This window comes from Pseudomonas sp. LBUM1662 (genome assembly GCF_059695915.1).
This window is the reverse complement of the sequence record NZ_CP166793.1, coordinates 3,299,814-3,326,070: the sequence shown is the minus strand read 5'-3', so window position 1 is coordinate 3,326,070 and position 26,257 is coordinate 3,299,814. Positions and strand designations below refer to the sequence as shown.

The 26,257-nt window shown below is 55.8% G+C and carries 21 protein-coding genes and 6 pseudogenes; 18 read left to right on the top strand and 9 right to left on the bottom strand.

All coding sequences use genetic code 11. The features are described 5' to 3' along the window. Positions 1–841: 841 nt before the first annotated feature. Positions 842–1,750: an alpha/beta fold hydrolase gene (locus tag ACA049_RS15040; RefSeq protein ID WP_497336679.1), complete on the top strand. Its 909-nt coding sequence runs from the start codon at positions 842–844 to the stop codon at positions 1,748–1,750. Between the two features lie 270 nt (positions 1,751–2,020). Here the strand turns inward: ACA049_RS15040 and ftrA are convergent, their stop codons facing one another. Further along, positions 2,021–2,995, bottom strand: a complete 975-nt coding sequence (gene ftrA / locus ACA049_RS15035) for a transcriptional regulator FtrA (RefSeq protein ID WP_497336677.1) — start codon at positions 2,993–2,995, stop codon at positions 2,021–2,023. A 95-nt stretch (positions 2,996–3,090) separates the two neighbouring features. On the opposite strand from ftrA, the gene ACA049_RS15030 reads away from it, so the two are divergent. The 6 genes and pseudogenes from ACA049_RS15030 to ACA049_RS15005 all read left to right on the top strand — a co-directional run. Then, the gene (locus tag ACA049_RS15030; protein ID WP_497336675.1) at positions 3,091–3,531 is read left to right on the top strand and encodes a rhodanese-like domain-containing protein; all 441 of its coding nucleotides are present in this window, start codon (positions 3,091–3,093) and stop codon (positions 3,529–3,531) included. Beyond that, entirely contained in the window at positions 3,525–4,022 is a 498-nt protein-coding gene (locus tag ACA049_RS15025) for a GNAT family N-acetyltransferase (RefSeq protein ID WP_497336673.1), read from the top strand. The genes ACA049_RS15030 and ACA049_RS15025 overlap by 7 nt, the downstream gene beginning before the upstream one ends. 84 nt (positions 4,023–4,106) lie before the next feature. Then, positions 4,107–4,448 (top strand): annotated as a pseudogene (locus ACA049_RS15020) (NIPSNAP family protein). A 235-nt stretch (positions 4,449–4,683) separates the two neighbouring features. Further along, complete coding sequence (locus ACA049_RS15015) at positions 4,684–4,902, top strand: hypothetical protein (RefSeq protein WP_497336671.1); 219 nt, start codon at positions 4,684–4,686, stop codon at positions 4,900–4,902. An 81-nt stretch (positions 4,903–4,983) separates the two neighbouring features. Beyond that, positions 4,984–5,175 carry an antitoxin Xre/MbcA/ParS toxin-binding domain-containing protein gene (locus ACA049_RS15010; RefSeq protein ID WP_497336669.1) on the top strand — a complete coding sequence of 64 codons (192 nt, stop codon included), beginning with the start codon at positions 4,984–4,986 and terminating at the stop codon, positions 5,173–5,175. 893 nt (positions 5,176–6,068) lie between these two features. Beyond that, positions 6,069–6,588, top strand: a pseudogene (locus ACA049_RS15005) (ATP-dependent Clp protease proteolytic subunit); the annotation flags it as partial. 453 nt (positions 6,589–7,041) lie between these two features. On the opposite strand, the gene ACA049_RS15000 reads toward ACA049_RS15005, so the two are convergent. Genes ACA049_RS15000 through ACA049_RS14975 form a run of 6 tightly spaced genes read right to left on the bottom strand, consistent with a single transcriptional unit; the run spans position 7,042 to position 13,597 of the window. Further along, on the bottom strand, positions 7,042–7,971 hold the full coding sequence (locus ACA049_RS15000; RefSeq protein ID WP_497336667.1) for an electron transfer flavoprotein subunit alpha/FixB family protein: 930 nt from the start codon (positions 7,969–7,971) through the stop codon (positions 7,042–7,044). A 2-nt stretch (positions 7,972–7,973) separates the two neighbouring features. After that, positions 7,974–8,738: an electron transfer flavoprotein subunit beta/FixA family protein gene (locus ACA049_RS14995; protein ID WP_497336665.1), complete on the bottom strand. Its 765-nt coding sequence runs from the start codon at positions 8,736–8,738 to the stop codon at positions 7,974–7,976. Between the two features lie 46 nt (positions 8,739–8,784). Then, positions 8,785–10,029, bottom strand: coding sequence for a CaiB/BaiF CoA transferase family protein (locus tag ACA049_RS14990; RefSeq protein WP_497336663.1), 1,245 nt, complete (start codon positions 10,027–10,029; stop codon positions 8,785–8,787). A gap of 25 nt (positions 10,030–10,054) precedes the next feature. Then, positions 10,055–11,257, bottom strand: a complete 1,203-nt coding sequence (locus ACA049_RS14985; protein ID WP_497336661.1) for a 3-oxoadipyl-CoA thiolase — start codon at positions 11,255–11,257, stop codon at positions 10,055–10,057. A gap of 21 nt (positions 11,258–11,278) precedes the next feature. Then, entirely contained in the window at positions 11,279–12,808 is a 1,530-nt protein-coding gene (locus ACA049_RS14980; protein ID WP_497336659.1) for a 3-hydroxyacyl-CoA dehydrogenase, read from the bottom strand. A 3-nt stretch (positions 12,809–12,811) separates the two neighbouring features. Next, positions 12,812–13,597, bottom strand: a complete 786-nt coding sequence (locus ACA049_RS14975; RefSeq protein ID WP_497336657.1) for an enoyl-CoA hydratase — start codon at positions 13,595–13,597, stop codon at positions 12,812–12,814. A gap of 226 nt (positions 13,598–13,823) precedes the next feature. Here ACA049_RS14975 and ACA049_RS14970 point away from each other — a divergent pair, with 226 nt between their 5' ends. From ACA049_RS14970 to ACA049_RS14940, 7 genes and pseudogenes are all read left to right on the top strand, one after another. After that, positions 13,824–14,687 carry an IclR family transcriptional regulator gene (locus ACA049_RS14970; protein ID WP_497336655.1) on the top strand — a complete coding sequence of 288 codons (864 nt, stop codon included), beginning with the start codon at positions 13,824–13,826 and terminating at the stop codon, positions 14,685–14,687. 56 nt (positions 14,688–14,743) lie between these two features. Further along, positions 14,744–15,898 carry an acyl-CoA dehydrogenase family protein gene (locus tag ACA049_RS14965; RefSeq protein ID WP_497336653.1) on the top strand — a complete coding sequence of 385 codons (1,155 nt, stop codon included), beginning with the start codon at positions 14,744–14,746 and terminating at the stop codon, positions 15,896–15,898. Positions 15,899–15,961: 63 nt separating this feature from the next. Further along, complete coding sequence (locus ACA049_RS14960) at positions 15,962–17,236, top strand: MFS transporter (RefSeq protein WP_497336651.1); 1,275 nt, start codon at positions 15,962–15,964, stop codon at positions 17,234–17,236. A gap of 388 nt (positions 17,237–17,624) precedes the next feature. Further along, a pseudogene (locus ACA049_RS14955) lies at positions 17,625–18,184 on the top strand (IS3 family transposase); the annotation flags it as partial. Between the two features lie 228 nt (positions 18,185–18,412). After that, the gene (locus ACA049_RS14950; RefSeq protein ID WP_497336649.1) at positions 18,413–18,742 is read left to right on the top strand and encodes a hypothetical protein; all 330 of its coding nucleotides are present in this window, start codon (positions 18,413–18,415) and stop codon (positions 18,740–18,742) included. Between the two features lie 415 nt (positions 18,743–19,157). Then, a complete protein-coding gene (locus ACA049_RS14945) occupies positions 19,158–19,625 on the top strand; it encodes a hypothetical protein (RefSeq protein ID WP_497336647.1) in 468 nt (155 codons plus the stop codon). A gap of 87 nt (positions 19,626–19,712) precedes the next feature. Next, positions 19,713–20,699 (top strand): methyl-accepting chemotaxis protein, encoded by a 987-nt coding sequence (locus ACA049_RS14940; RefSeq protein WP_497336875.1) that lies wholly within the window; start codon positions 19,713–19,715, stop codon positions 20,697–20,699. A 95-nt stretch (positions 20,700–20,794) separates the two neighbouring features. Here the strand turns inward: ACA049_RS14940 and ACA049_RS14935 are convergent. Further along, positions 20,795–21,024, bottom strand: a pseudogene (locus ACA049_RS14935) (tyrosine-type recombinase/integrase); the annotation flags it as partial. Here ACA049_RS14935 and ACA049_RS14930 point away from each other — a divergent pair. The 4 genes and pseudogenes from ACA049_RS14930 to ACA049_RS14915 form a co-directional block, all read left to right on the top strand. Next, positions 21,006–21,155 (top strand): annotated as a pseudogene (locus ACA049_RS14930) (transposase); the annotation flags it as partial. The pseudogenes ACA049_RS14935 and ACA049_RS14930 sit on opposite strands and share 19 nt — an antisense overlap. A gap of 121 nt (positions 21,156–21,276) precedes the next feature. Beyond that, positions 21,277–21,495 carry a hypothetical protein gene (locus ACA049_RS14925; RefSeq protein WP_497336645.1) on the top strand — a complete coding sequence of 73 codons (219 nt, stop codon included), beginning with the start codon at positions 21,277–21,279 and terminating at the stop codon, positions 21,493–21,495. Between the two features lie 980 nt (positions 21,496–22,475). After that, positions 22,476–23,234, top strand: a pseudogene (locus ACA049_RS14920) (MCP four helix bundle domain-containing protein); the annotation flags it as partial. After that, positions 23,229–24,092: a methyl-accepting chemotaxis protein gene (locus ACA049_RS14915; protein WP_497336873.1), complete on the top strand. Its 864-nt coding sequence runs from the start codon at positions 23,229–23,231 to the stop codon at positions 24,090–24,092. The pseudogene ACA049_RS14920 and the gene ACA049_RS14915, both read left to right, overlap by 6 nt. A gap of 1,025 nt (positions 24,093–25,117) precedes the next feature. Here the strand turns inward: ACA049_RS14915 and ACA049_RS14910 are convergent. Next, positions 25,118–26,254 (bottom strand): ABC transporter substrate-binding protein, encoded by a 1,137-nt coding sequence (locus ACA049_RS14910; RefSeq protein ID WP_497336643.1) that lies wholly within the window; start codon positions 26,252–26,254, stop codon positions 25,118–25,120. Between the last annotated feature and the right edge of the window lie 3 nt (positions 26,255–26,257).

Genomic DNA, 26,257 nt, shown 5'->3' with positions numbered 1-26,257 from the left:
AGCCGGGCTCGAGTGCGCGAGATATCAAAACCCGATTTCGATGAGAACAGCCTGCCCATTAATTCGGCTGATATCCGAAAATGACCACACCCACGCAGCGAGTTTCAATCCAGAGCCCAGGCCTAAGTTGCGAGGGCGCCTCAGCGTTGCATATCAAACACTTCATGTAAATCCTCCTAATGGCGAAGACTAGTATAGTCGAGGGCGAGGAAAAAGCATGGTAGCGTACCTATTTATATATCTAACGTTTTAAGGCCTTTTTCATTCTAGGAGCTCGACCAGCTGAAAATGGCACTGTCACTTTCGCGGATTAGCAAGCAGGCGCTTACACTGAACTTCTCTGCCTTGTGGTGGAATTGAGCTAATTAAGGTACGAGCGTGGACGTTAAAAGACGCAATCTACCATCGCTTACGGGGTGGGTAATCGTTGTTCATGACGACCCAACCCTGCGCATGTTGACGGTGGAAATCTATGACGCCCCCCTATAGGGCACTTTTGGTCGCCCACGGTTGGTCGTGGCCGGCAGTAATCGGCCCAGAGTGTGTAAAAAACGCTTCGCCAAAATTGAAGTGTGCGCGTCTACGTTCAATCTGAAATTTATTGGCCCGTCAGCAGATGTGGATTTCGCATAGAAGCGCGATTTCCAGTCCGGTTTTGAGTACCTGTCGCGCTGAAAAACGTTTTTACACAGTCTCGGCCATGAGCGGCCACTCAAATAGATGATATCGCTGTAGGTTCGCGGGAAAAATCGCATCCAGTAAACAAACATATAGCTTCGCAAATCCGAATTTCGCATGTAGGTCTACGCTTCTCCATTTACACACATCTGGAGACACCGTGATGATCCGAGCCCTGTTGATCGCTTCCATGCTATTTGCCGTAAGCTTTCCAGCTCATGCTGACGTGACGCCATTTCCTTCGACGTTTCATACGCAAGACATCGCGGTAGAGGGCGCCAAAATCCATGTGCGCGTTGGTGGCAAAGGGCCGGCCGTAGTGATGCTGCATGGCTTCGGCGACACCGGCGACATGTGGGCGCCATTGGCCGCCGACCTGGCCAAGGATCATACCATCGTGGTGCCCGACCTCCGCGGTCTGGGCTTATCGTCGATTCCGGAGAAAGGTTACGACAAGAAAACCCAGGCGGGCGACGTTCGTGGGGTGTTGGCGGCGCTGGGCATCGAGAATGCGGTGATCATAGGTCACGATATAGGTACCATGGTCGCCTTTGCCTACGCCTCTCGCTATCCGCAACTGACCGATCGGTTGGTGGTAATGGACGCGCCGGTGCCCGGTATTCCGCCGTGGAACGACATCGTTCGCTCTCCAATGCTATGGCACTTCGACTTTGGCGGCCCAGACGCCGAGCGTCTGGTGGCCGGCCGTGAGCGCATTTACCTTGACCGTTTCTGGAACGAGTTTGCGGGTGATCGTACCAAGGTCGATGAAGCCACCCGCCAGCATTACGCCAAACTCTATGCCCGCCCCGGTACAATGCACGCAGCCTTCGCCCAGTTTCGCAGCATTCGCCAGGATGCTGTGGACAACGAAGCGTCTATGAAGACAAAGCTGACCATGCCGGTGCTGGCCGTAGGCGGTGAAAAATCCTTCGGCAACAACGAAGCGATCGTGATGCGCAATGCCGCAGACAACGTCAAGGAGCTAGTAATTCCGGGCGCAGGACATTGGCTGATGGAGGAAGCGCCCACTCAAATCATCCAGGCGATTCGCGATTTTATAACCCAGTGACGACTGCGCAGATAAACCTGCTTCTTCTGGAAATATTATCTTGAGCCAAGGCCCGCGAGGTTAGTAGCTTTTCGCATTCTCGAACAAATCTGGCTGGGGATTTTTGGGATTGAAACGAAGAATACCTTGCTCAAGGTCAACATGGACGTAGGCTTCGGTCGAGTGCATTGAGTGCCTGCTTTGGGTCGTTTTCTGCCTCTCGCGATGGGCAGAAAACGACCCAAGGCTGCCTGTCGCAAGCGCCAGCCATGGGTAGTGCGTTGCCTGTAATCACGCCCTCGCGCCGCCTCGTTCTCCGAAGCGTTCACGATAGAAGCTCGGTGCCACACCCGTTGCTTTGCGAAATGCCACGCGGAAGCTGTCAACAGACGCGAATCCACACCGCTCTGAAATCTGGTCGTTGCTCAGGCGGCTGCTTTCCAGCAGCTCACGCGCCAATGTCATGCGTGCCTGCTGCAACCAGGCTTTAGGCGTCATGCCGGTCGCATCGCTGAAGCGCCGTAGAAAGGTTCGTTCGCTCATCAGCGCCTTGGCCGCCAGTTGTTTGACCGACAACGGCTCGCCCGCGTGTTGCAGCGCCCATTCCATAACGGGTGCCAGGGCGTCGCGAGGTGCTTGCGCTACAGGGGCAGGGATGAACTGTGCTTGCCCTCCCGAGCGCTGCGGCGCCATGACCAGCCGCCTGGCAACGGTATTGGCCACCTGCGTGCCGAAGTCCCGGCAGACCCGATGCAGGCACGCATCAATGCCGGCGGCGCTGCCGGCAGAGGTAATGAGCTGGCCGCTGTCCATGTAAAGTACGTCGGGGTCTACTTCAATGGCGGGAAAACGGGCCCCCAGCTCACTGGTATATCGCCAGTGCGTCGTGGCGCGCTTGCCGTCCAGCAGGCCCGTGGCGGCCAGCACGAACACACCAGAGCAGATCGACAGCAGTCGAGCCCCGCGATCATGAGCAGCACGCATTGCGTCCAGGAGCGCCTGCGGTGGCCGCTCCTCCCGATTACGCCAGCCCGGTACGATGATGGTTCGAGCCGCGGCCAGCAATTCAAGGCCGGCATCAGCTACGACCTGCATGCCGCCGAGTGCACGCATCGGCCCCTCATCTACAGCCACGATGCGATGGCTGTACCAGGAAAAATCAAACTCCGGGCGCGGTAGCCCAAAAATCTCCACGGCAATACCGAATTCGAAGGTACACAGGCCGTCGTAAGCCAGCACAGCCACTAATCCTGGATCTTGATACATTGGCGGAAAATCACCGGTCGCTGTCTAGTGCGCCACTGTAGCGGTATCCGGCGGGCTCCTACAATGGGGCCACTCTCAATCACCGAGTGATCACCATGACTAGCCTAATCCGTGAAACATCTGCCGCAACTCCCTCAGCCGCCTTGCTGCATTTCAGCCAGCGCCTGGCGTTCGAGACTGACTGTTCCGACGTCTACCACAGCCAGGAACGGGGCGAAGTTGACTATGTCCTCATGGATGTCAGAAGTCATGAGGCTTACCTTGCAGGGCATGTGCCGGGCGCGAGCAATATTCCTACCCGTGACATCACTGCCGAGCGCATGGCCGACTTTCCACCCGACACGTTGTTCGTGGTCTATTGCGCCGGCCCTCATTGCAACGGAGTGCACCGGGCCGCGATACGCCTGGCCGGTCTCGGCTATGCGGTAAAGGAAATGCTGGGGGGTGTCACTGGCTGGCTCGACGAAGGGCTGCCCTTGGATGGCACCGACTCTTTGGAAAACGCCACTGTCCATGGAGTTTCCTGCGCATGCTGAGGCCGGGGGGACGGGTGCGTCCGGCGCGCCCGGATGACGCAGAGACCCTTATTGAATTGATGCGGGCCTTGGCGCATTTTGAAGACTACCTCGACGAGTTCAAGGTCGACGCAGATGCACTGCGGGCCCGTGCCTTTGGCGAAAATGCTCAATGCCACATCGTTGTCGCCGAATGGGAGGGGCAGATCGCCGGCTATGCTGTCGTACTCGAAATTCCCTTCACCTTCGATCTGCAGCCGACGGTGCTGTTGAAGGAGCTGTACGTCACACCGCATTGCCGTGGCAATAGTCTGGGCAAGGCGCTGATGCATTACATCGCACGCTGGGCGCTGGCTCGCGGGGCCGGGCGGTTGAAGTGGGACGTGATGCTCGGTAACGAGCCCGCCGAAGCGTTTTATCGGCAACTGGGCGGGCAACGGGACCAGAAATGGATCGCCTACCACCTGGGACAACATGAGTTGGGTGAACTCGCGATGCCATTGGCCGTATAACGACGGTCTGAGCCAGGCCGCCGCTGTTCTGAACCAGACCTTTTTATAACCCGTCCAACACCATAACGTTTGTGGAGAGAACACATGGTTACTTGTTATCTGAGATACGTCCTCGATCCCTACAAGATCAAAGAGTTCGAGCACTACGCGAAGCTGTGAATTCCCTTGGTGGAAAGGTTTGGTGGCCGGCATCACGGCTACTTCCTACCGTCCGAGGGTGCCAACAATATCGCAATAGCGATGTTCACCTTTACAAGCTTTGCCAAGTGCGAGCGCTACCGCGAGCAGCCCATGATCGACTCGGAGTCCATCGCCGCCTTCAAGTTCGCGGACGATTCGAGGTGCATCATGAGCTATGAGCGCAAGTTCATCAGACCGGTCTTTGGTAGGACAGGCCAAACGCGGCAAAAGTGCACCACTACGTGAGAGGCTGCTTCTGGCCGACTGCTGCCCTTCCTGGCGGGCAGCATCTGGCCGTTCACTGCCGGTCATGTTTACCAAGGGGGGCGGGTCAAATCCAGCGCAGACGTTTGTAAGGTCGAATGCAAATGGGTGGTCAAGTCAAGGTAATTGCCCAAGTGTCAGCGAATCTGGAGAAGTGGTTCGAGCCAGTGGCGAGTTCAGCTAGTCTTCCCGCAACACTTACTCAAGGAAGATACCCATGTCAGATAACTCTGAGGCCCGCATCGCCACAGCAGACGCACTCACGCTACTCCTGCACAACCAGCACGCCATATGTGCGGCCATTGAGGAGGTGACCAAGTGGCTTTCTGAGAATGGAGTGGGGAGCGTTGCCGCTAACGCAATTGCGGCCATGGAAACGCTGGGCCGGAATGCTCAAGGCATCACAGGCGCCATCATGCGGCTACGGCAGTTATAGGTATACTCCTACTGTCGCACAGAAAAGCGCTAAAACAGAGTGCCTCCAGCCATCACCAATGGGTCTCAAGTGAGTCAGCAAATGAATTATGTTGAGTTGGTTCAACACCAAGCCGAGGCGGTATTTGGCAACAAAGCAAAGTCTGAAGCTTGGCTGAGTCAACCCAAGACGGCGTTCGGTGGCCGTTCACCGATCGAGTTTGCTTGCTCGGAAACGGGGTATATCTCGGTAAAGGAGACGCTGGAAAAAATCGACCAGGGGCATGTTTGTTAGGCCAATTGGCGGCCTCGTCAACAGATTGAACAAGGCCTGCTCCAGCAAGGAGATGAGGCTCACCAGGTGGCAATGACTAAGGGAGTGCGGCCGATACCATTTAGGCGTAACTCAAGACTAAGGTTCACTCACCACCCGGACACAGGCCAATCTCCCAGCCCAAAAAGTCCTCTTTGATCGCATCATCCGCGTAGCCGTCCTGTAACAACCTTGCTTGGATCGAGCGAAGCAGATGGGCTTCAATCCTTGGCGCAAACTCACAAATCGCGACGCGTCATCAAACGAGCTGAGTACCCACGCCCTGCTATGGAGTAACGCCCATAGCATCAGCGTCGCATCGGCTTCCACGCTAGATGCATGCAGTCGCACCGGCGCATCCAGTCCTGGCGCTCGCCTGAAGTCGTCCAGCGCATCACTCACTAAAATGCGAAAAGTGTCAGGCCCATAATGTGCCTGAGCATCGCGTTCCTGACCTTTCTAGGTCCTGGAGTATTCGGCTAGCGTTGCCACTCCCATTCATGTGGGCATACACGCGGATAACGCCTTAGCTCGAACAACGTTTGATCAGGTGACGTTGTGGACAACGTGCGCAGTGCGCTGGAAACAATAGGGAAGAACGAGGAGTTCATCAATATGACGATCGCTGTGCTCATGACACCAGAATAATTACTTAGGTAAAGACCTTTCGACCATTTAGTCACCTGCCATGAAGGTCTTCTCTGGGTCCAGGCTGTGTGAAAACGCATTCGCCGTTTTGAAGCCTGCGTTGCTACGTAAAATCTGCCAGAGTTTGGTTGGTAAGCAGCCGATGCGGTCAATTATTAACCGGAGAATGTTGGTAGGAATAGAGGAGATTTCTTATGACCGACCACATGGTCCATTTCCATTGTTAGATTGATCAAACAACTACGGAGCGTTTCAGAGCCTGCTGTCATGGAGCCTTGGAACAAGGCGCGACATCGTTGCTGCTGAAACTCCCGCCCAGCGGCCGCAGCGCCAGCTTTGAATTCACGCTGTTATAGCTTCCACAAGTTTCTTCCGGTTCCGTTGTGTGAGGTAAACACCGGAAACATTGAATCGACGGGGATCATCATGTCCTTAGCGGCTGGCAGGCGCATTACGTCGCTGCCCAAGTTCCTAATCCATCCGATGAGCAAGTTTTGCAGCCAAAAATACGTGGACCATCAACGTTGAGGGAATATTTATCCACGCTTGATAATGACCTCGATCGATATGTCGAAATATAAAATCTGGAAACAAGAGGCACCGCCGAGAAACTTGATATTTTTTCACTGCCTTTCTGCGCAAGAGAAAGTCATCGCGGCCGAAGACTCCTTAGCCTAGGGGCTTGCCCAGAAAGTGAAAAAGATTATTTTTCCAAGCGATATAAAACACTGGAAGGTTACAGGGGGAAAATTACAGCGTGATCGCCACCTGCAGCAGCGGGCTAGACTGGCCTCGCACCGACTACTGCAGACCGGAGGTGTTCGCAGAGTTGATCCTGCAAAGCTCTGAACCGGGCCTCCAGCTGGTCCATTCGATCTAATTCCGCTGACCATTCGTCATCCGTTGCGCGACGGAGATGATTAACAGTGGCCTGCCATTCTGTATGAGCTCGGTCGATGGCATTCAACAGTTCTAAAGAGTACGAATCCAACAGCAAACTCGATAATTCATTGAGGTAAGCCAATTTAGAAAGTCCATATATAAGAAAATACGATGGAAACCCGGATTAGATGGCACACGTATCTGGCGTACGCTGGTTCAGTCTCGCGATCGACTTATCTGGAAAGACCGACCATCACTCAGAAATCGGGGCTATCGAAATAGCCCCGGATCGCCATTCGCTTCAACGTCAGCAAACGTTTAAACGCTTGCGGCCAGTTCAGGGATGGCTTCGAACAGGTCCGCCACCAGGCCGTAATCGGCCACCTGGAAGATCGGCGCTTCTTCGTCCTTGTTGATCGCAACGATCACTTTGGAGTCTTTCATGCCGGCCAGGTGCTGGATCGCGCCGGAGATACCGACCGCGATGTACAGCTGTGGAGCAACGATCTTGCCGGTCTGACCGACCTGCATATCGTTGGGTACGAAACCTGCGTCGACCGCGGCGCGGGAAGCACCGACGGCAGCGCCCAGCTTGTCGGCCAGGGCGTACAGGTGTTTGAAGTTGTCACCGTTCTGCATGCCGCGACCGCCGGAAACGACGATTTTGGCAGCGGTCAGTTCCGGACGATCGGACTTGGCCAGTTCTTCGCCAACGAAGCTCGACGTGCCGGCGTTGTGCGCAGCAGCAACCGCTTCAACGGCAGCCGAACCACCTTCAGCAGCGACCGGGTCGAAACCGGTGGCACGCACGGTGATCACTTTGACCGCAGCGTTCGACTGAACGGTCGCGATGGCGTTACCGGCGTAGATCGGACGCTTGAAGGTGTCAACGCTTTCGACCGAGATGATCTCGGAGATCTGGTCAACGTCCAGCTGAGCGGCAACGCGCGGCAGGATGTTTTTGCCGTTGGAAGTCGCGGCAGCCAGGATGTGGCTGTAGCCCTTGCCCAACTCTGCAACCAGAGGCGCTACGTTTTCCGGCAGCTGGTGAGCGTAGGCAGCGTTGTCAGCTACCAATACTTTGCTCACGCCAGCGATTTTCGCAGCGGCTTCAACCACGGCGCCAACGCCCTGGCCTGCAACCAGAACGTGGATGTCGCCACCGATTTTAGCGGCAGCAGCAACGGTGTTCAGGGTAGCAGGAGCCACAACCTTGTTGTCGTGCTCAGCGATTACCAAGATAGTCATGATTAGATTACCTTCGCTTCGTTTTTCAGTTTCTCGACCAGTTCAGCCACCGATTTGACCTTGATACCCGCGCTGCGTGCAGCTGGCGCTTCGACTTTCACGGTCTTGTTGGTGGAGGCGGTGGAAACGCCCAAAGCGTCCGGAGTCAGCACTTCGAGAGGCTTCTTCTTGGCTTTCATGATGTTTGGCAGGGACGCGTAGCGCGGCTCGTTCAAACGCAGGTCGGTAGTGACGATGGCTGGCAGTTTCAGGGAAACCGTCTGCGCGCCGCCGTCGACTTCGCGAGTCACGGCAACGCTGTCGCCGCTGATTTCGACTTTCGAAGCGAACGTGCCCTGACCGTAGCCGCTCAATGCAGCGAGCATCTGGCCAGTCTGGTTGTTGTCGCTGTCGATGGCTTGTTTGCCAAGGATCACCAGCTGAGGCTGTTCCTTGTCGACAACCGCTTTCAGCAGTTTGGCAACGGCCAGGGAAGTCAGGTCTTCAGCGGACTCGACGAGGATGGCGCGATCGGCACCCAGAGCCAGCGCGGTGCGCAGTTGCTCTTGAGCGGTGGACGGGCCGACGGAGACGACGACGATTTCAGTCGCAATGCGCCCTTCTTTTATGGAGAGCTCTTTCAGGCGTACGGCTTCTTCCACTGCGATTTCGCAGAACGGGTTCATCGACATCTTCACGTTAGCGAGGTCGACGCCGGAATTGTCCGCCTTGACGCGAACCTTCACGTTGTAGTCAACCACTCGCTTGATGGCTACGAGGACTTTCATTACGGGCTCCCTTCAGAAAAAAATCTTTTGACCAGACTTGTGCGGCTCAACCGGACGAGTCGCCGAGTTGTTCGATGACACCTTGAGCTTTCAATTCGGCCAGGCGGTTGTCATCCAGACCCAGTCGGCGTTTGAGCACTTCGTCGGTATGCTCACCCAACATGGGCGCGGCGCGCAGATATTCCACCGGCGTACCCGACAGTTTTATAGGGCTGCCCACCGTGACAAAGTCCGGGTTCAACGGGTGAGGAATGTTCACCAGCATCTCTCGCGCCTTCACCTGTGGCTCGTCCAGCGCTTGAGCGATGCTGTTGATCGCGCCCACTGGCACACCCTGCGGATGGACCCGTTCCACCCATTCATCGGCACAGCGAGTCAGGAAATGTTGCGAGAGAATCCCGATGATCTCCTCGCGGTTCGCCACCCTGTTCGCGTTGCGGGCAAAGCGCGGATCTTTAGGCAACTCCGGGAGTCCGATCGCATCACACAGCGAGATGAACTGGCTGTCATTGCCGCAGGCAATGATGAAATCGCGATCGCTGGCACGAAACACTTGATAAGGAACAATATTTGCATGAGCGTTGCCATAGCGCCCGGGGGGCTTGCCAGAGGCGAGATAATTCTGGCTCTGGTTGCACAGCGTGGCGATTTGCACGTCCAGCAATGCCATGTCGACATGCTGGCCCAAGCCGGTCTTCTCGCGACTGAGCAATGCCGCCTGGATGGCGACGGTGGAATAAAGCCCGGTCATAAGGTCTGAAAACGCCACCCCTACTTTTTGCGGACCACCCCCCGGTAAGTCGTCGCGCTCACCGGTGATACTCATCAGCCCGCCGATGCCCTGGATTATGAAGTCGTAGCCGGGCTCCGCGGCGCGCGGGCCGGTCTGACCGAAGCCCGTTACCGAGCAGTACACCAGCCGCGGATTGATTTGCGACAAGCTTGAATAGTCCAGCCCGTATTTCGCCAGGGAGCCAGCCTTGTAATTTTCGATCAGCACGTCACAACTGGCGGCCAGCGCACGCACCAATTCCTGCCCTTCGGCCGTGGCCAGGTTGAGTGCCACCGATAACTTGCCACGGTTGGTCGATTGGTAATACGAAGCTTCCTGAGTGGATTCTTCGTTTCCATCACTCATCCACGGCGGGCCCCAACCACGGGTATCGTCGCCCGCGCCGGGTCGTTCAATCTTGATGACTTCAGCCCCCAGGTCAGCCAACGTCTGGCCACACCAGGGACCGGCCAATACGCGGCTCAGGTCAAGCACGCGGTATCCGGTCAAAGCACCCATTTCATTTCACCTTTATTTGGCGAGCTCATACGCGCTCGATAACCATCGCCAGCCCTTGGCCAACACCGATGCACAGACTGACGACTGCATAGCGCTTGCCACTCACTTGCAAGGCGCGAGCCGTGCTGAGTGCCAGCCGCGCACCTGATGCGCCCAGCGGATGGCCGACTGCGATGGCTCCGCCGTTGGGATTGACACGTGGGTCATCAAAGTCCAGACCCAGCCCCTTGAGGCAGCCCAGCACTTGGGAAGCGAAGGCTTCGTTGATCTCGATGATGTCCATCTCCGCCAGGCTCAGCCCGGCGCGTGCTACGGCTTTGTTGATCGCCTCAACCGGCCCGAGGCCCATGATACGCGGAGCAACACCGACGGCGGCTGCGGACAAAATACGCGCCATCGGCTCCAGACCATGGATCTCACCGCCCGCTTTGGAGCCAATCAACAGCATGGCTGCGCCGTCGTTTACGCCGGACGCATTGCCGGCCGTGACCACTCCGCCTTCGGATAAGGGCTTAAGTCGGGCCAATGCCGTGAGATCGGATTGCGGACGGGGGTGTTCGTCCTGTTCCACGATATGGGGCGGTGTCTTGCGGCCGGTGGGAACGCTGACGGCCAACAGCTCTTGTGCAAAGAAACCTGACAGTCGCGCGGCTTCATAACGGGCTTGGGAGTTGGCAGCGAAGAGGTCCGCCTGTTCACGGCCGATGCCGTATTCGCGAGCGACGTTGTCGCCAGTCTGCGGCATGCTGTCGTTACCAAACTCAGCGATGATCCTGGGGTTGGGAAAGCGTGCGCCGATGGTGCTGTCAAAAACCGTCAAGTCACGGCTGTAGGCGGTTTCTGCCTTGGCCATGACAAACGGCGCGCGGGACATGCTCTCCACGCCGCCGGCGACAAACAGCTCGCCTTCGCCACAGGTGACCGCACGCGCAGCGTCAATGACCGCCGCCAGGCCACTGGCGCAAAGACGATTGACTGTCTGCCCGGGCACCGTTATCGGCAGACCGGCCAGCAGCGCCGCATGGCGGGCAATATTTCGACTGTCCTCCCCCGCTTGGTTGGTGTTACCGAGAATGACGTCCTCGATGGCATCACCGGGGATAGCGTGGCGGGCGAGCAGTTCACGGATAACCAGAGCGGCAAGATCGTCCGGACGAACCGGCGCGAGTGCGCCACCGTGGCGACCGAAGGGAGTGCGCAGTCCTGCGAAGATATAGGCGTCGAGCATGGAAACTCCTTAAGGCAGAGGTCAGTTCAGCGTCGATTCAATGTGACGCAGCGATAAGCCCAGGGACGCACGACGGCGCAACCAGGGACTCGGGCGATAACGCGGGTCGCCAGTCAGCTCAGTCATGCGTTCAAGAATAGTCAGCAGGCGTTTGGCGCCCAGGCTATCGCCCCAGGCCAGCGGCCCCCGGGGGTAACCCAAACCACGGCGCACACCTTCATCCAGGTCGTCGACACTGGCGATCCGTTGTTGAACGATATCGCCCGCCAGATTGACGATCAGCGCCAGCACACGCTGGGCGACGAAACCTACACTGTCATTGATCACGCTGACGCCGACCCCGTCGCGAGCGAACAAGGCATGCGCGGCATCGCGCATATCGGCGCGGGTCGCAGGGGTCGGCATCAAAGTGCGATGGCGACCAAGCTCGGGCAACAGATCAATACAGACCGTGCGCGTTGCATCGGTGCCGAACCGGCTGGCGGCAGCGGACGCATCCAGGCCGTACGGTGCGAGCAAGCAAAGCGCCTCGCTGCCTGGTGTAGCGCCCTGCTCCACCGTCGCGCCCAGGGTTTCCAGCAGAGCAGTCAACGCGACACGATCGTCGTCACACTCGGTGCCGAGCCATACGGAAGGCATCGCGTCGACTTCCGGTACAGGCTGCGGCAACGGCGGCTCGACCATCTGCCCGTTGGCATAGCGATAGAAGCCACGTCCTGCCTTACGGCCGATATATCCGGCCTCCAGCATCTGCCGGGTCAGCGCCGCGGGTCGATAGCGTGGTTCCTGATAAAACTGGTTGTAGATCGATTCAATCACCGGGTGAGAAACGTCCAGCGCCGTCAGGTCGAACAGCTCCAGCGGCCCCATGCGAAAACCCATGCCCTCACGCAGGATACGGTCGATCTCGCCAGGCCCGGCAACGCCTTCCTTGAGCATTTGCAGGGCTTCGGTGCTATAGGCACGACCCGCATGATTGATGATGAACCCCGGGGTGTCCTTGGCGCGAATACCACGATGGCCCACGCGGTCAGCCAATGCCTGCAAGCAGTCGCCGATCTGCGGATCGGTCGCCAGGCCGTCGATCACCTCGACCACTTTCATCAGCGGTACGGGATTGAAGAAATGGAAGCCCGCCACGCGCTCTGGGTGTTGGCATTTGCGGGCAATACTGGTCACCGACAGCGACGACGTATTGGACGCCAGGATGCAATCAGCGTCGACCACTGCTTCCAGCTCGCCCAGCAAGGCCTGTTTGGCCTCAAGATTTTCGATGATGGCTTCAACCACCAGATCAACCTTCGCCAGCTGCGCTAAAGACGTTGCCACATGAATACGATCAAGGGTGGCCTGCGCATCACCCTCGGCGATCTTGCCCTTGCTGACCAGTTTTTCCAGGGTTTGCTTCAAGCTTTCACGGGCCGCTTGAGCCGCGCCGTCACGATTATCAAAGATCGTGACTTGCACACCTGCCTGGGCCGCAATTTGCGCAATTCCGGTCCCCATCACGCCCGCACCGACAATCGCCATATGATTGATTATTCGTGCCATGAATTACTCTCCGACAAAGTTGGCTGGACGCTTTTCCAGAAAGGAACGAGCGCCCTCTTTCTGGTCCTTGGAGTCGAACAACAGCTGGAACGCCTTGCGCTCGAGGACCAGCGCGCTGTCCAGCGGCAGATCAGCACCGGCGAGGATGACTTCCTTGATCTGAGACACTGCCAAGGCAGGCAGCGCGGCAATCTGCGCCGCTAGTTCCAGCGCGCGCGGGATGGTTTGTTCGTCCTTTACCATCTCGCTGACCATACCGATGGCCAACGCTTCGGGGGCCGGAACCATGCAGCCCGTGAGGGCGATACGCATCGCCTTGAACTTGCCCACGGCACGGACCAGACGCTGGGTTCCACCGGCACCCGGCATCAGCCCCAACTTGACTTCCGGCTGACCGAAGCGGGCCGATTCCCCGGCGACGATGATGTCGCAGTGCATCGCCAGCTCGCATCCACCGCCCAAGGCAAAGCCGTTTACCGCGGCGATCACCGGTTTTGGGCAGCGGCTGATGGCCTCCCACAGATATTCGGTATGGCGCAGATACATCTCGATCGGCGTGGCGTCGGCGAATTCGCGTATGTCGGCGCCCGCGACGAAGCAGTGCTCGCCTCCTGTCAGAACAATGGCGCGAACGCGGGGGTCAACGGCCAAGGCTCGAAAATGCTCGGCCAGTTGCGCACGCACCGCGGCGTTAAGCGCATTTTTGGCATCAGGCCGGGAAATCTGGACAAGTGCGACTGCGTCATCGCGAATTTGCAGGGACACGACAGAATCGAGTGGGGAGCTCATACGTTCCTCTATTTGTTTCGCCAGGCGAAACCAGATACCGAATTAATGATTTATCATAGGGATTGTCTGGACGATCTGTAAACAACCGATCGTCAAACTTTGGTCTAGTCCTAGCAATCAATGGGATTTATTAGGACAGATCCGAATAAAAGGTAATGGCAATTCAAGTTTCGCTGTGCGAAACTTGATTTTATTTTCTTGCATTTTTCAGAATTGAGGTCCTAACATGGCACGCATCAAGTCAGCCCAGCCCCTATCCACTGCAACTGGAACAGACGAGGCGGGCTTGTTGAGAATGGGTAATGTCGACCCGGCAAGCGGCATGAGTGAGGAGGAAAGTGGCGGACAGTTTGTAACGGCACTTGCTCGCGGACTGGAGCTGATGAGGTGCTTTACGCCTCGGACTAACGTGCTCGGCAATCAGGATCTGGCCCGGATGACGGGACTGCCCAAGCCGACCGTGACGCGCCTGACCAATACGTTGATGCGCCTTGGATGTCTCAAGCGCGAGGTGCACTCGGGCAAATACCAGCTGGACGTGGGCGTATTGGGATTTGGCTACGCAATGCTCTCGAACCTGTCGATTCGCGCGGTGGCCCATCCCTTGATGGAGGAGCTGGCAAATCACGCTCAAGCCGCTGTCGCCATGGCTGCCCGCGACCGTCTTCAGATGGTCTACGTCGACGTGGTGCAAGGCCAGGGCAACATGACCATGCGCCGCCAGACCGGCAGCTATTTGCCTCTGGCGCAGAGCTCAATGGGTCGCGCTTGCCTGGCGGCGATGCCGGAAACCGAGCGAGAGTTTTTGCTGGACCACATTCGCCAGCGTGAAGCCGAGCAATGGCCGGTGATTCGCAAAGGGCTTGACCGTGCGTTCAGGGACTACGCCGATTATGGGTTTTGCGTTTCGATCGGTGAATGGCACCGCGACGTCAATTCCGTCGCAGTGCCGCTGCTACACCCGCAATACGGGCTGCTGACTTTCAATTGTGGCGGCCCCAGCTTTCAGTTGCCGCGAGAAAAACTCGTGGACGATATCGGCCCCCGGCTGATTGATATGGTCAATAACATTGGCGCCACCGCTCGCTGACGCAACGGTAGTGGCGCCTGATTAATCGGCTCGCTTGGGAGCCATGAGGAGCGCACATGATCCGTGATACCGAAACCCTGCAAATCCTGCTGGACTCTCTCCGCCAGTTCGTGAATGAAGCGTTGATTCCGCGGGAAAACGAGGTGGCCGAGACTGACAATATCCCGGATGACATTGTTGCGCAGTTACAGGAAATGGGCTTGTTCGGGCTGACCATCCCGGAAGAGTACGGCGGCATGGGTGTCACGATGGAGGAAGAGGTCAATATTGCTTTTGAACTGGGGCGCACCTCCCCGGCCTTCCGTTCCTACATCGGCACCAATAATGGTATCGGCTCCATCGGCATCCTGCTGGACGGCAGCCAGGAGCAGAAAAACAAGTACCTTCCAGGCCTCGCGTCTGGCGAGCTCTTGAGTGCCTTCTGCCTGACCGAACCCGATTCCGGCTCCGATGCCGCGTCGTTGAAAACCACCGCCGTTCGCGACGGTGATCACTATGTGATCAACGGCACCAAGCGCTTCATTACCAATGCCCCCCACGCCGACATTTTTACCGTGATGGCGCGCACCAACGCGGGTATTAAAGGCTCTGGCGGTATCAGCGCGTTCATCGTGGAACGCACCACCCCAGGCATCTCGTTGGGCAAATGCGATCACAAGATGGGCCAGAAAGGCGCACATACCAGCGATGTCATCTTTGAAAACGTTCGCGTACCCGCGACTCAGTTGATCGGCGGTGTCGAGGGCGTGGGTTTCAAAACTGCCATGAAAGTGCTGGACAAGGGACGCTTGCATATCGCGGCCTTGAGCGTTGGCGCAGCAGAGCGAATGCTCGCTGACTCCCTTCAATACGCCATTGAGCGCAAGCAATTCGGCAAGCCGATTGCCGAGTTCCAGCTAATCCAGGCGATGCTCGCCGACAGCAAGGCGGAAATTTACGCCGCACGCTGCATGGTCCTGGACGCTGCACAAAAGCGCGACCAAGGCTTGAACATTGGTACCGAAGCCTCCTGCGCCAAGATGTTCGCAACCGAGATGTGCGGCCGAGTCGCCGACCGCGGCGTGCAGATCCACGGTGGCGCGGGCTACGTCAGTGAGTACAGCATTGAACGCTTCTACCGTGACGTGCGCCTGTTCCGAATCTATGAAGGCACCACACAAATTCAACAGCTGGTCATCGCCCGAAACATGATTCGCGACGCTCAAGGCTGAAACCTCCAAATAGACGCTGACTCAAGCCCTCCCCTGTTCCCATAAATACAATAAGGTGACCTGATGGACGCTGCTGCTCAGGCCAATGCTCAGTCATTGACCAAAAAAAACATCTGGGTGTTGGTATTCGCATTCTGCTTTCTTGGATTGTTGATCGACGGTGCTGATCTGATGCTGCTCTCCTACAGCCTAAACAGCCTGAAGGCCGAATTTGGCCTGACCAATGTCGAAGCCGGCAGCCTCGGAAGCTTCACGCTGGCTGGCATGGCCATCGGTGGCATCTACGGTGGATGGGCCTGCGATCGGTTCGGCCGGGTCAAGACCGTCGTCTGGAGTATCGTGCTTTTTTCGGTAGGCACGGCCATTCTCGGGCTTACGCAAAACTATTGGCAATTCGCATTTACCCGGTTCGTCGCATCATTGGGAATCGGTGCCCTCTATGTCGCCTGCAACACCCTGATGGCCGAATACGTGCCGACCCGCTACCGCACGACCGTATTAGGTACGCTGCAAGCGGGCTGGTCGGTGGGCTACATCGTCGCGACACTGCTGGCGGGCTGGATCTTGCCGATCCATGGCTGGCGCGTGTTGTTCTACGTCGCCATTATCCCGGTAATTATGGCGGTAGTGATGCAGCGATTCGTGCCTGAACCACAAGCCTGGATCAACGCTCAAGCCGAGCGAGCCAAACAAAAAGTCCAGGGCATTCAGAATCGGGCTTCGGGTAAACGCGAAAGCAAGTACAAGCAGATCTTCAATGATCCAAAGGCACGCTTCATGTTTATCTCCTGGGCATTGACCGCCGGCTTCCTGCAATTTGGCTACTACGGCGTAAACAACTGGCTGCCAACGTACCTTGAAAGCGAACTGGGCATGAACCTCAAATCCATGACCGGTTATATGGTTGGCACCTATACCGCCATGATCCTGGGCAAGATTCTCGCTGGACTGGCTGCGGACAAGATTGGTCGCCGTGCCGTGTTCGCCTTCGGTGCATTAGGAACTGCGGTTTTTCTGCCCGTGATCGTGCTGTTCCAGAGCCCGGAAAACATACTTTGGATGCTGGTAGTGTTCGGATTTTTATATGGCATTCCATACGGTGTAAATGCCACCTACATGACTGAAAGCTTTGAGGCGAAATTCCGAGGGTCTGCGGTAGGCGGTGCCTACAATATTGGCCGCCTGGGCGCAGCGATCGCTCCTGCGGCCATCGGCTATCTCGCATCGCAGGGCTCGATCGGCGTGGGCTTTCTGGTCATGGGTGCTGCCTACTTCATCTGCGGCGTAATACCGGCGCTCCTGATTCGAGACAAGCAATTTGACCCGCAGAAGCAATAGAAACGGTCAGCGCTCTCAAAGCTGCGGGTCATCAAGAGATGTCTCGCTGAGCTTACGGTAACCGTTTCTGCGCGCGCACAGGGGTAATGCCTTGGCTAACCATGCCCCCCTCAGGCGCCGCCGTCGCGATCAGTCCCCACAACCCCGGCAATACGAAAGCCGCCACGACTCCGACGCCAAGGAAAATCAAGGACCGTGCAACGGCGGCCCTCAGGAATTCGGCACGCCGCAACATCTGCTTTGGGGCGAGAGCAATTCTTCATTACAGGCAGCTACCGGCCCAGAGTGTGTAGAAACGTGAGATTGGGTTTCTATATCGACGCTAGGAGACCGTGCTCCCCCCCGGTGTCAGGATAGTTATCGCCTTCTCGATTTTTCCTAAAAAAGCATACCGGGGGGCGGAAAGAGACTGGTCGTGCCGTACTATTCACCTGAACGCAGAGCCACATTAACCAAGATGCCGCTTCCCCCGCTGAACCTGTCGATGGCCGAGGTTTCCCGGCGCGAAGGGGTCAGCGAAATGTATTTGTCCAACTGGCGCAAGCAGCTCGTTCCCGAAGGAAGTGCAGTGTCCGAAAATAAGCAATCGACTCAGAACTGGTCAGCCGAAACCAAGTTTGCTGTCGTCCTTGAAGCGGCTGCTTTGTCCGAGATCAACCTGGGCGAGTATTGCCGCCGCAAAGGCCTTTACCCCGAACAAATCACTGCTTGGCAGCAAGCCTTCATCACCGGCCAGAAATCGGAAAAGGCCCAGCAAAAAGAAGATCGTGAACAGTCTTGCAAGGACAAGAAACACATTCAGGAACTTGAGCGCGAACTGCGCCGCAAAGACTAGGCGCTCGCTGAAACAGCCGCGTTGTTGGTGCAGCGAAAATAGTTCAACGACTACTGGGGGGCGAACGGCAACGAGGACAACTGACATCTTTGCCTGAACGGCAGTTACTCGTTGGGGATACAGAAAGGATAGATCTGTGTCATTGGTGACGGATGTTTCTCGGATGTAGGGTTGGATATTCCCTGACGCCAGCAGACGCATTAGAACTCGCGTGTAGGAAGACTCCAAATCATTGCCAGTGAGCGCTTCGCTCGGTTGCCACCTACCCCCCATTCAGGGAGAGAGGATGCTAAAATCCGCTACGCATACCGCCCGCTTCTTAGTGTGATGAGACATCCAACATGAACGCCGATTTAAGCGAAGAGGAGATGCGCCAAGCGCTGCTTGGCTCATCCAATCCATCTGAACCTGATCCAACACCGCCGAAAGCACCTGAGTCTCTAATCGTCTCGGCGCAACGAAATAGCCCAAAGCCCCGCCCCGCCGGGAAACCACTCTCTCCGAAACTGAGGGTAACGCTGCACGCAACCAAAGAGTTCGAAGGAGCCGTCGAAGTTTTCACTTACGACGCCAACACCTTAAGTACATTTGTTGCAGAGCAAGAAGCCAAGAGCGAGGCGAAAAAGAAGAAATTCCGCTACTTCGATGTGGTGTCGATCAAACCCATCTAACGCTCGCACCGATAACCTCGTTAAACCACACCCCGAAGTGGTTAATCACATCCAGTCGACTTCTGAACAGGACTTCAGGAGGCACTCCATGAATAACCCAATGGCTGGGTGAATCTCACGTCCTTTATTGCGCTCGAATGCCACCTGTGGTTCAAGCGCCTGCGAACTACTCATATCCCTCCTCCCCTTATTGTGGATTATAAATTCACTCGCCTTGCCTCATATGCTAGGCCAACGTCGGACAACCTTTCAGAAGCATTTTTGCGTTTAGCTTAACGGGACAAGTCGTAAAAAATTATTTTACTATGCCGTGTCGTTAGTTGACAAAATGGCAATGAATTTATCCTTGCAACGGGGAAAAGGTTCGTGGGATATTATAGTCATTGCATATAATAACAATAAAAGGAAAGTAGCGATGTCTTATTGCATCAATGTTAGCCATCTCGAAAGAGAAACCGTGGTCTCCGTCGAGATAAACGGCCCAAGTGAGGAATACCGGTCAGTCCGAATCTCCCAATTCCAATGTATCGGCTGGCTCTTGGGTATATTCGACAGTGCTCAACGGCTGATTGACAGGTCTGATGGGCTTTTGAACCCCGGTTATGACCAGGAGGCGTTGGAGCGCGTGGCTGGGCTATCAACTGATCAAGCCATCCAACTGCTCGCGCTGACAACGCTCAATGAGCGCTTTGAATACGTGTGGGAGGTAATAGGGGAAAGCGAACGTGAAACGGCGAGTGTCATGGATTTTCGTTACTACGACAATTTCTGGCCTGGTTTCGATGCCTACAGCCTCATTTGGAATCCTACGCCCTCCCCCTCCCCTGGTCAGGCGCTTCCTTTGCCGGCAAACTTCCCCAGCTTTTCTACGCTGAAAAGCTAGAAATCAGGTGGCGCGCAAGTCTTGCTGCTGGGATTACTGACCGTCGTCGCCGTTGCCGTCGCCACCTGGCTGGTCAGCCGCAGCGTGATGCGCCCGCTGGGCGGCGAACCGAGCAACATGACCGTACTGGCGCGTCGCTTGGCCGCAGGCGAGCTGAACCTGCCGACCGAACAACGACAACAGGCCGGCTTGATGTTGGCTTTGCACGAAATGGCGCAGGCCTGGCGCGATGTGATTGAGCGTCTTCGCCAATCGAGCCAGGATGTCGGTCAGGCCAGCAGCGATATTCTATGCGCCGCCGGACAAACCAGCGAACGCCTGGACCTGCAGCAAGAATCGCTGGAAATGGTAGTCAGCGCCGTCGAGCAAATGTCCAGTACAGTCCAGGAGATCGCCCGTAACGCCACCGACAGCGCGCAGGGCAGCACCGCCGCACGGGGTACCTTTGGTGAGATGCAAGGTACCCTGCAACAGATGATCGGCCAGCAGGGACGCTTGCTGAACGACATTGGCCGGGCTGGCAGAGTGGTAGACACTCTGACCAGCGACGCCCTGCAAATCGGCACCGTGCTCGCAGTGATCCGCGGCATTGCCGAACAAACCAATCTATTGGCACTCAACGCCGCGATCGAAGCCGCGCGCGCCGGGGAACAAGGCCGTGGCTTTGCTGTAGTCGCCGACGAGGTGCGCAACCTTGCCCAACGCACAAGCAGCGCCACCGAAGAAATCCTAGCAATCACCAACACTTTGCGGGGCTCTTCCACTGAAGCCCTTCAGGCGATGCAGGCCTCGGCCGAACAAGCACATACGCTGGAGCGTGAAACCCAAGTCGTGCTGACTTCGCTCAGCCAGTTGGACAACTCCCTGCAAGGCGTGCACGCCCTCGCCGTGCAGATCGCAGTCGCCGCTGACGAACAGGCAGGAACCACGCAGGAAGTGAATCAGCACATGCACCGTTTGCACGATATGACTCGGGACAACCGGCAGAATGCCGCTCATACCCGCAGCAGCGGCGAGCATCTGCAGCAAGTGGCCAACAACCAACAAGCCCTGGTACTGCGCTTCCGTCTATAACCGCCGGCACTGAGTCCCGCCGGGTGGCCGCCTGTAAGGACTGGCTGCAATGGGTCGGATCGCGACGGTCTAGCATCGACCGTCGCAACGGGTGGTTAAACTTCCGTCTGTTCCGCCATTCCCAAGGCATCATGACCTCGATTCCCAGGTATCTGACGGTGCTTTCAAGCTTCGTATGACCAAGCAGTAGTTGAACAGCTCTCAGGTTCTTCGTCCTCCGATAAATTAGCGATGCTTTGGTTCTCCGTAGCGTATGAGTACCGTACATCGTTGCGTCAAGGCCAATGGCTGTTACCCACGCTTTGACTAGTCGACGTCTTCGTCGACGAACTTGACCTGGTCAAACTGGGTTTTGAAGGCGCCATACCAGCCGATACTGGCCGGGCTGCTTACCACCCCGCGATCCTCCTGAAGATCTACATCTACGGCTATCTCAACCGCATCCAGTCGAGCCGAGAAGAGCAAGGTTGAACCTGGAAAGCAAAAAACTCAAAGCAAACAGTTTTATTCTTATGTCAACAACTCAAAATTTAAGAGTCCTGTTGGCGCTAATACTCAAGAGGAAGCACTGAGCGCCTTGAATAAAGACATTGATAAAGCAGAGCAAGACGCTTCAAAGCCTTTTCTAAATCATATTAGCGGTAAAATCACAAATCGGCCTGCACCCACCTGTAAAATAGGTGAGCATCAAAAAAATTGGTGGTGTGAAAGAACTGTTACTTTTACCGGCCAAACGTATTCAGATCCAGCAAAAGAAAAGCAAGCCACGCGTACAACTAAAGTGCAAGAGCGATAAAGTCAGTCAAACAGCTGATTATTGACGGCAGGCCAACTCTAGGCCTGCCTCACAATTATGACTACGCCAATCATAGAATACTTACACGCCTAGCCTGATCACCCGCTGCTCCAAATCAGGCGGTCATAGTCCTGATTCCGCGCATCCGCGGCACTCGGGCCGTCGAGACGTGTCGATGCTGTTGACGGCGCCACTGGGCTTTTTCGACCTGCCGCGCGCCCCTCGCAACCGCAAGCGCTCATCCGAAGGTTAGCTCAGCTCGCGCACCCAGGCGGAGATAGCCGGTTGCTGATGGACGCGGAATGCCACTCAGAGTTTGCCTTCATGGGCGCAGTTAGTAGGGTTATTTTGAAGCTGTCCCTTCGCTGATTCATCTGGCTTCCAGTTCATGATCAACAACTCACCACTCCCCCAGCCTTGCCAGGCGCTGGTTGGTGTTGCAGTAGCGGAATATCCAAGATCCCTAAGTAAACTGACGGATGGTGGAGAGGCCATCGCTTGAACAGGGTCTCTGGCTGAGTCAGGCGAGCTGGCAGATCTCAAACTTGACAGAACACCAGCAAACGGCTGGCCGTACTACGTGGCAATTTAGTCATCTCGCCCCGCGCAAGTAGATTTACCTATGGTAGGCAGGAAAATACTTGCATACGGAAAATGCATATCTATGTATGGTTTTTTTACCCAGCTAAAGCTTTCTATATTCTTGGATGCGTGGTTTTATTTTGGTGTTTTTAACTATTGTCTGTCGCGTTTTGTAGTTGATTTGAGTGCGACTCCGACTTTGTCTCCTGGCCTGATTTTATAAAGCGGCCGCGCTGTGTGCAGATACGCACGGCTCGCACTGCTAAATTCTTGCACTCCATTGCTACGATGCGCAATCGTTAGCCTGGCCCCTTTATTAGGTACGCTCTACCCCCCGAAATTAAACACCACTTGCCAGCGCCCGTGATTGGCAAGTTTTATAGAGCAGGAGTACATAAATGCTACAGGTAACTATTCGAACACGGCTTCTTGTTCTCGTCGGCACTATGCTGCTTGGCTGCATAGTGATCGGTGTGATGGGAGAGAGTGCCCTACACCGCAGCATCGCTGGCCTCAATACGGTTTATCTAGACAGGGTCGTTCCCCTGCGTGATCTGAAAGTCATCGCCGACCTGTACGCGGTGAAAATCGTCGATACCAGTCACAAGGCACGCAGTGGTCAGCTTACCTTTTCCCAAGCTGAGCGTGACGTGAAAGATGCGGATCTCGAAATCGACAGGCTTTGGTCAGCTTACCGAAAGACCAACATGGTCGAGGAAGAGCAACAATCAGTAAAGGAACTCTCAACGTTCGTTGAAGCGGCACAAGCCCCTATCGAACGCTTGAAAGATATGCTGGCTAAGAGCGACAAGGCTGCACTTGATCGTTTTGTTGAAACCGAATTGTATCCAATTATTGACCCTCTTTCGGACAGATTCAGTAAACTGATCAATATTCAGTTGGAAGAATCGAAGCGCGTCTACGACGAAGCCATCGCATTGTACGACTTCACCCAGATCATGTTCGTGATACTGCTACTGGGTGTTCTGATTTGCAGTAGTGTTTTCGCCGCACTGCTGATACGTAGTATTACTCGGCCTTTGGCGACGCTCAAAGACGCGGCGGCCCGGGTGGCGTCAGGCGATCTTAGTCAAAAGATTCTCGTGCATGGCAAGGATGAGGTCACCGAAGTACAGCAATCGGTGCAGACGATGCAAGCCACATTGCGCAGTACGTTGCAAGACATCCAAGGTTCTGCGACTCAGCTGGCATCCGCGGCCGAGGAGCTTCAGGCTGTCACCGAAGGAACGGCGCAGGGCATCCATCAACAAAATGAAGAGATGCAAATGGCGGCGACGGCCGTGACCGAAATGTCAGCGGCGGCAGATGAAGTCGCTAACAGTGCCAGCCGTGCTTCCGACGCCTCGCGTGTGGCGATGGAGTTGACCGATGGCGGGCGCAAGCAGGTCGTGCTCACTCGTGAAACCATTGATCAGCTCAGCAACAAGCTCACCATCACCACCGGCACGGTGGTCCGATTGGCTGAGGAAGCATCGAATATCGGTCGTGTGTTAGACGTGATTCGTGCCATTGCGGAACAGACCAACTTACTTGCCCTCAATGCGGCCATCGAAGCGGCGCGAGCCGGTGAGGCGGGCCGTGGCTTCGCGGTAGTCGCTGATGAGGTTCGCAATCTCGCTCAGCGTACACAAACCTCCACCCAAGAAATCGAAAAAATGATTTCCGCGATCCAAAGCGTCACCCAAGAAGGTGTACGCGATATGCACCACAGTGGAGAGTTCGCAGCACGCAGCCAGGCATTGGCCAGTGAAGCTGACGAGGCGTTGACGCTGATAGCAGAACGGATCACTGAAATCAGCGGGATGAATCTGGTCATTGCCAGCGCGGCCGAAGAACAGGCACAAGTGGCACGAGAGGTCGATCGCAATTTGATCGCCATCCGTGACATATCCGATCAGAGCAATGATGGCGCACAGCAGACTTCGGTGGCCAGTGGTGAGGTGGCACGATTAGCCACAGATCTTAACAACTTGACCAGCCGATTTCGGATGTAGTCAGTCACTAACTGACAAGACTCGGTTTTCGCGACCGCCAACGAGTCGAATTGCCGACGTTGAAGGCTGGATCACAACGCCAGCGTTAGCGCCGCAGGTTTGACTTTGGGAGGTTGCTCCGACGTTCAGCTCAAACATAGTGCCGGCACCGGTTCGAACGAACTTTAAGCTTTGCGCCGGCTGCTCCCCCTATCGCGGGCACTTGAAGATGCAACAGATTTTCTCCATTTATCCGCTGCTCGATGAACTTAAGTACTTTGTGGCCAACGATTGCATGTAGAAAATTTCTGACAGCCCGCTACGTTCGGATGATCCGCCTACTCCGGGTAATCATCGCCATCAACAACTAAATTGAAGGAGCGAATTCAAAGCACAACTGACCATTAAGCAGTCTTTAACTTAAATTAAGTGTATTCACCAAAACCCTAAAAAAACCCGAGTAGTTTTACCTATTCACAACCAGTATAAATACTCAACCATCAAGTGATGGCATGATCCATGTTAGAAATATGAGCACTCCCTCTCTAGCACAGCAGGTTGACTTTCAGAAAATTAAAATAAAAAAAGCCCGCACAGAGCGGGCTAAAATGCCCATGAACGAGCAAAACCAAGCTACTTTCTTTTATTGAAATCGTCAATATCCAAACAAAATTTCGGTCGACGATTTTTATGAAGAACATTACCAACATAAAACACCTGAAACTTCCGGTATATCTTTCGATTTACGATGAAAGAATAAAAAGTCATTAAGCCGGGTGTTCCATTTACCAAAGTGTTCAAAAACGCAAATCAGACCAAAGCTGGGCCTGCCATTTGGTTGGCCCAGGTCTCTTTCGTGGTTAGGGCCGGCGGATGTTTTGGGCAACACTGCCGAGCACTTGGGTACGAATCGGTGCACCGCAGAACAACGGACTGATGCCGTTAGCTTTCGATCAGGAGCAACAACGCCGTTTTTCAGTATCCAGACATAACGCCCGATGGGATGCATCGAGATGCATGCCTATTTCAGGGCTAGAAGATTCTGTTTATTGAGGACCATTAAGCAGAACCCATTGTTGGTTTTGCACGCTGACAAGCGCACGGGCGCGTAGGTCGTGCCCGAAATGGTCAGTTGGGCTTAAGTTGTAAACCCCATGGGTACCGACGACGTTTTTGGTTTTTTCCAGCTGCTCACGCAAGCTTTGGCGGAATTCGGGGCTTCCGGGTTGGGCGACTTGCAGTGCGCCAGGTACTGCGGCTTCCACCAAGCGCATGGCGTCATACAAATAGGCTCCAAAAGGAGAAAGGCTATTTGCACCAAACTGTGCCTCATAGCTTTGGGCGTATTCGCTCGCGATTGCCTTCGACGGATGGTCGTCCGGTAGCTTGTCCCACACCACTACCGGTCCAACGGGCAGGATGGCCCCGTCGAGGGCTTTGCCGCCGATCCGCAAGAAGGCGCTATTGGCAGCGCCATGAGTGTGGTAAATCGCGCCCTTGTAGCCGAGCCTGCGCAGTTCGGTATGGGGGAGCGCAGCGGGAGCTCCGGCAGCGCCGATCAGCACTGCGTCAGGTCGTGCACCGATGACTTTCAATGCCTGGCCACTGACAGAGGAATCGGTACGATTGAAGCGCTCATCGCGCACCAGTGTAATGCCGGCTGCGGGAGCCAGTTCACCGAGGGCCTTAAACCAATCCTCGCCCCAGACGTCGTTGAAGCCTATATAGCCCAGTGTTTTTACGCCGTTGTGCTGCATGTGCTCGATGAGCGCCTTGGCCATAAGGGCATTAGTTTGAGCGATAGTGAAGATCCAATGATTCTCGTTGTTTGGCGGGACGTAAGGAGCAAGCGCTATCTGCGCTGTGCTGCTTTCTTTGGCGACTTGGGCGACCGCCGAGGAGGTTGGCACCGTGGTGGAGCCGATCAGCAGGTCAACAGCCTGTTCACTCACCAGTTTGCGAGCGTTCTTGGTGGCCGCGGTACTGTCGCTAGCGTCGTCCAGCACAATGTAATTAACGGTTTGCCCAGCGATCTGTTTGGGCAGTAGTTGCACGGTATTACGTTCTGGAATGCCCAGAGAGGCTCCAGGCCCGGTTGTTGAAAGGATGATGCCGATAGAGATGTCGGCATGAGCCGCTGTTGTCATCGATGCAGCTAAAAACAAGACGATGTGGCGTTTCATGGA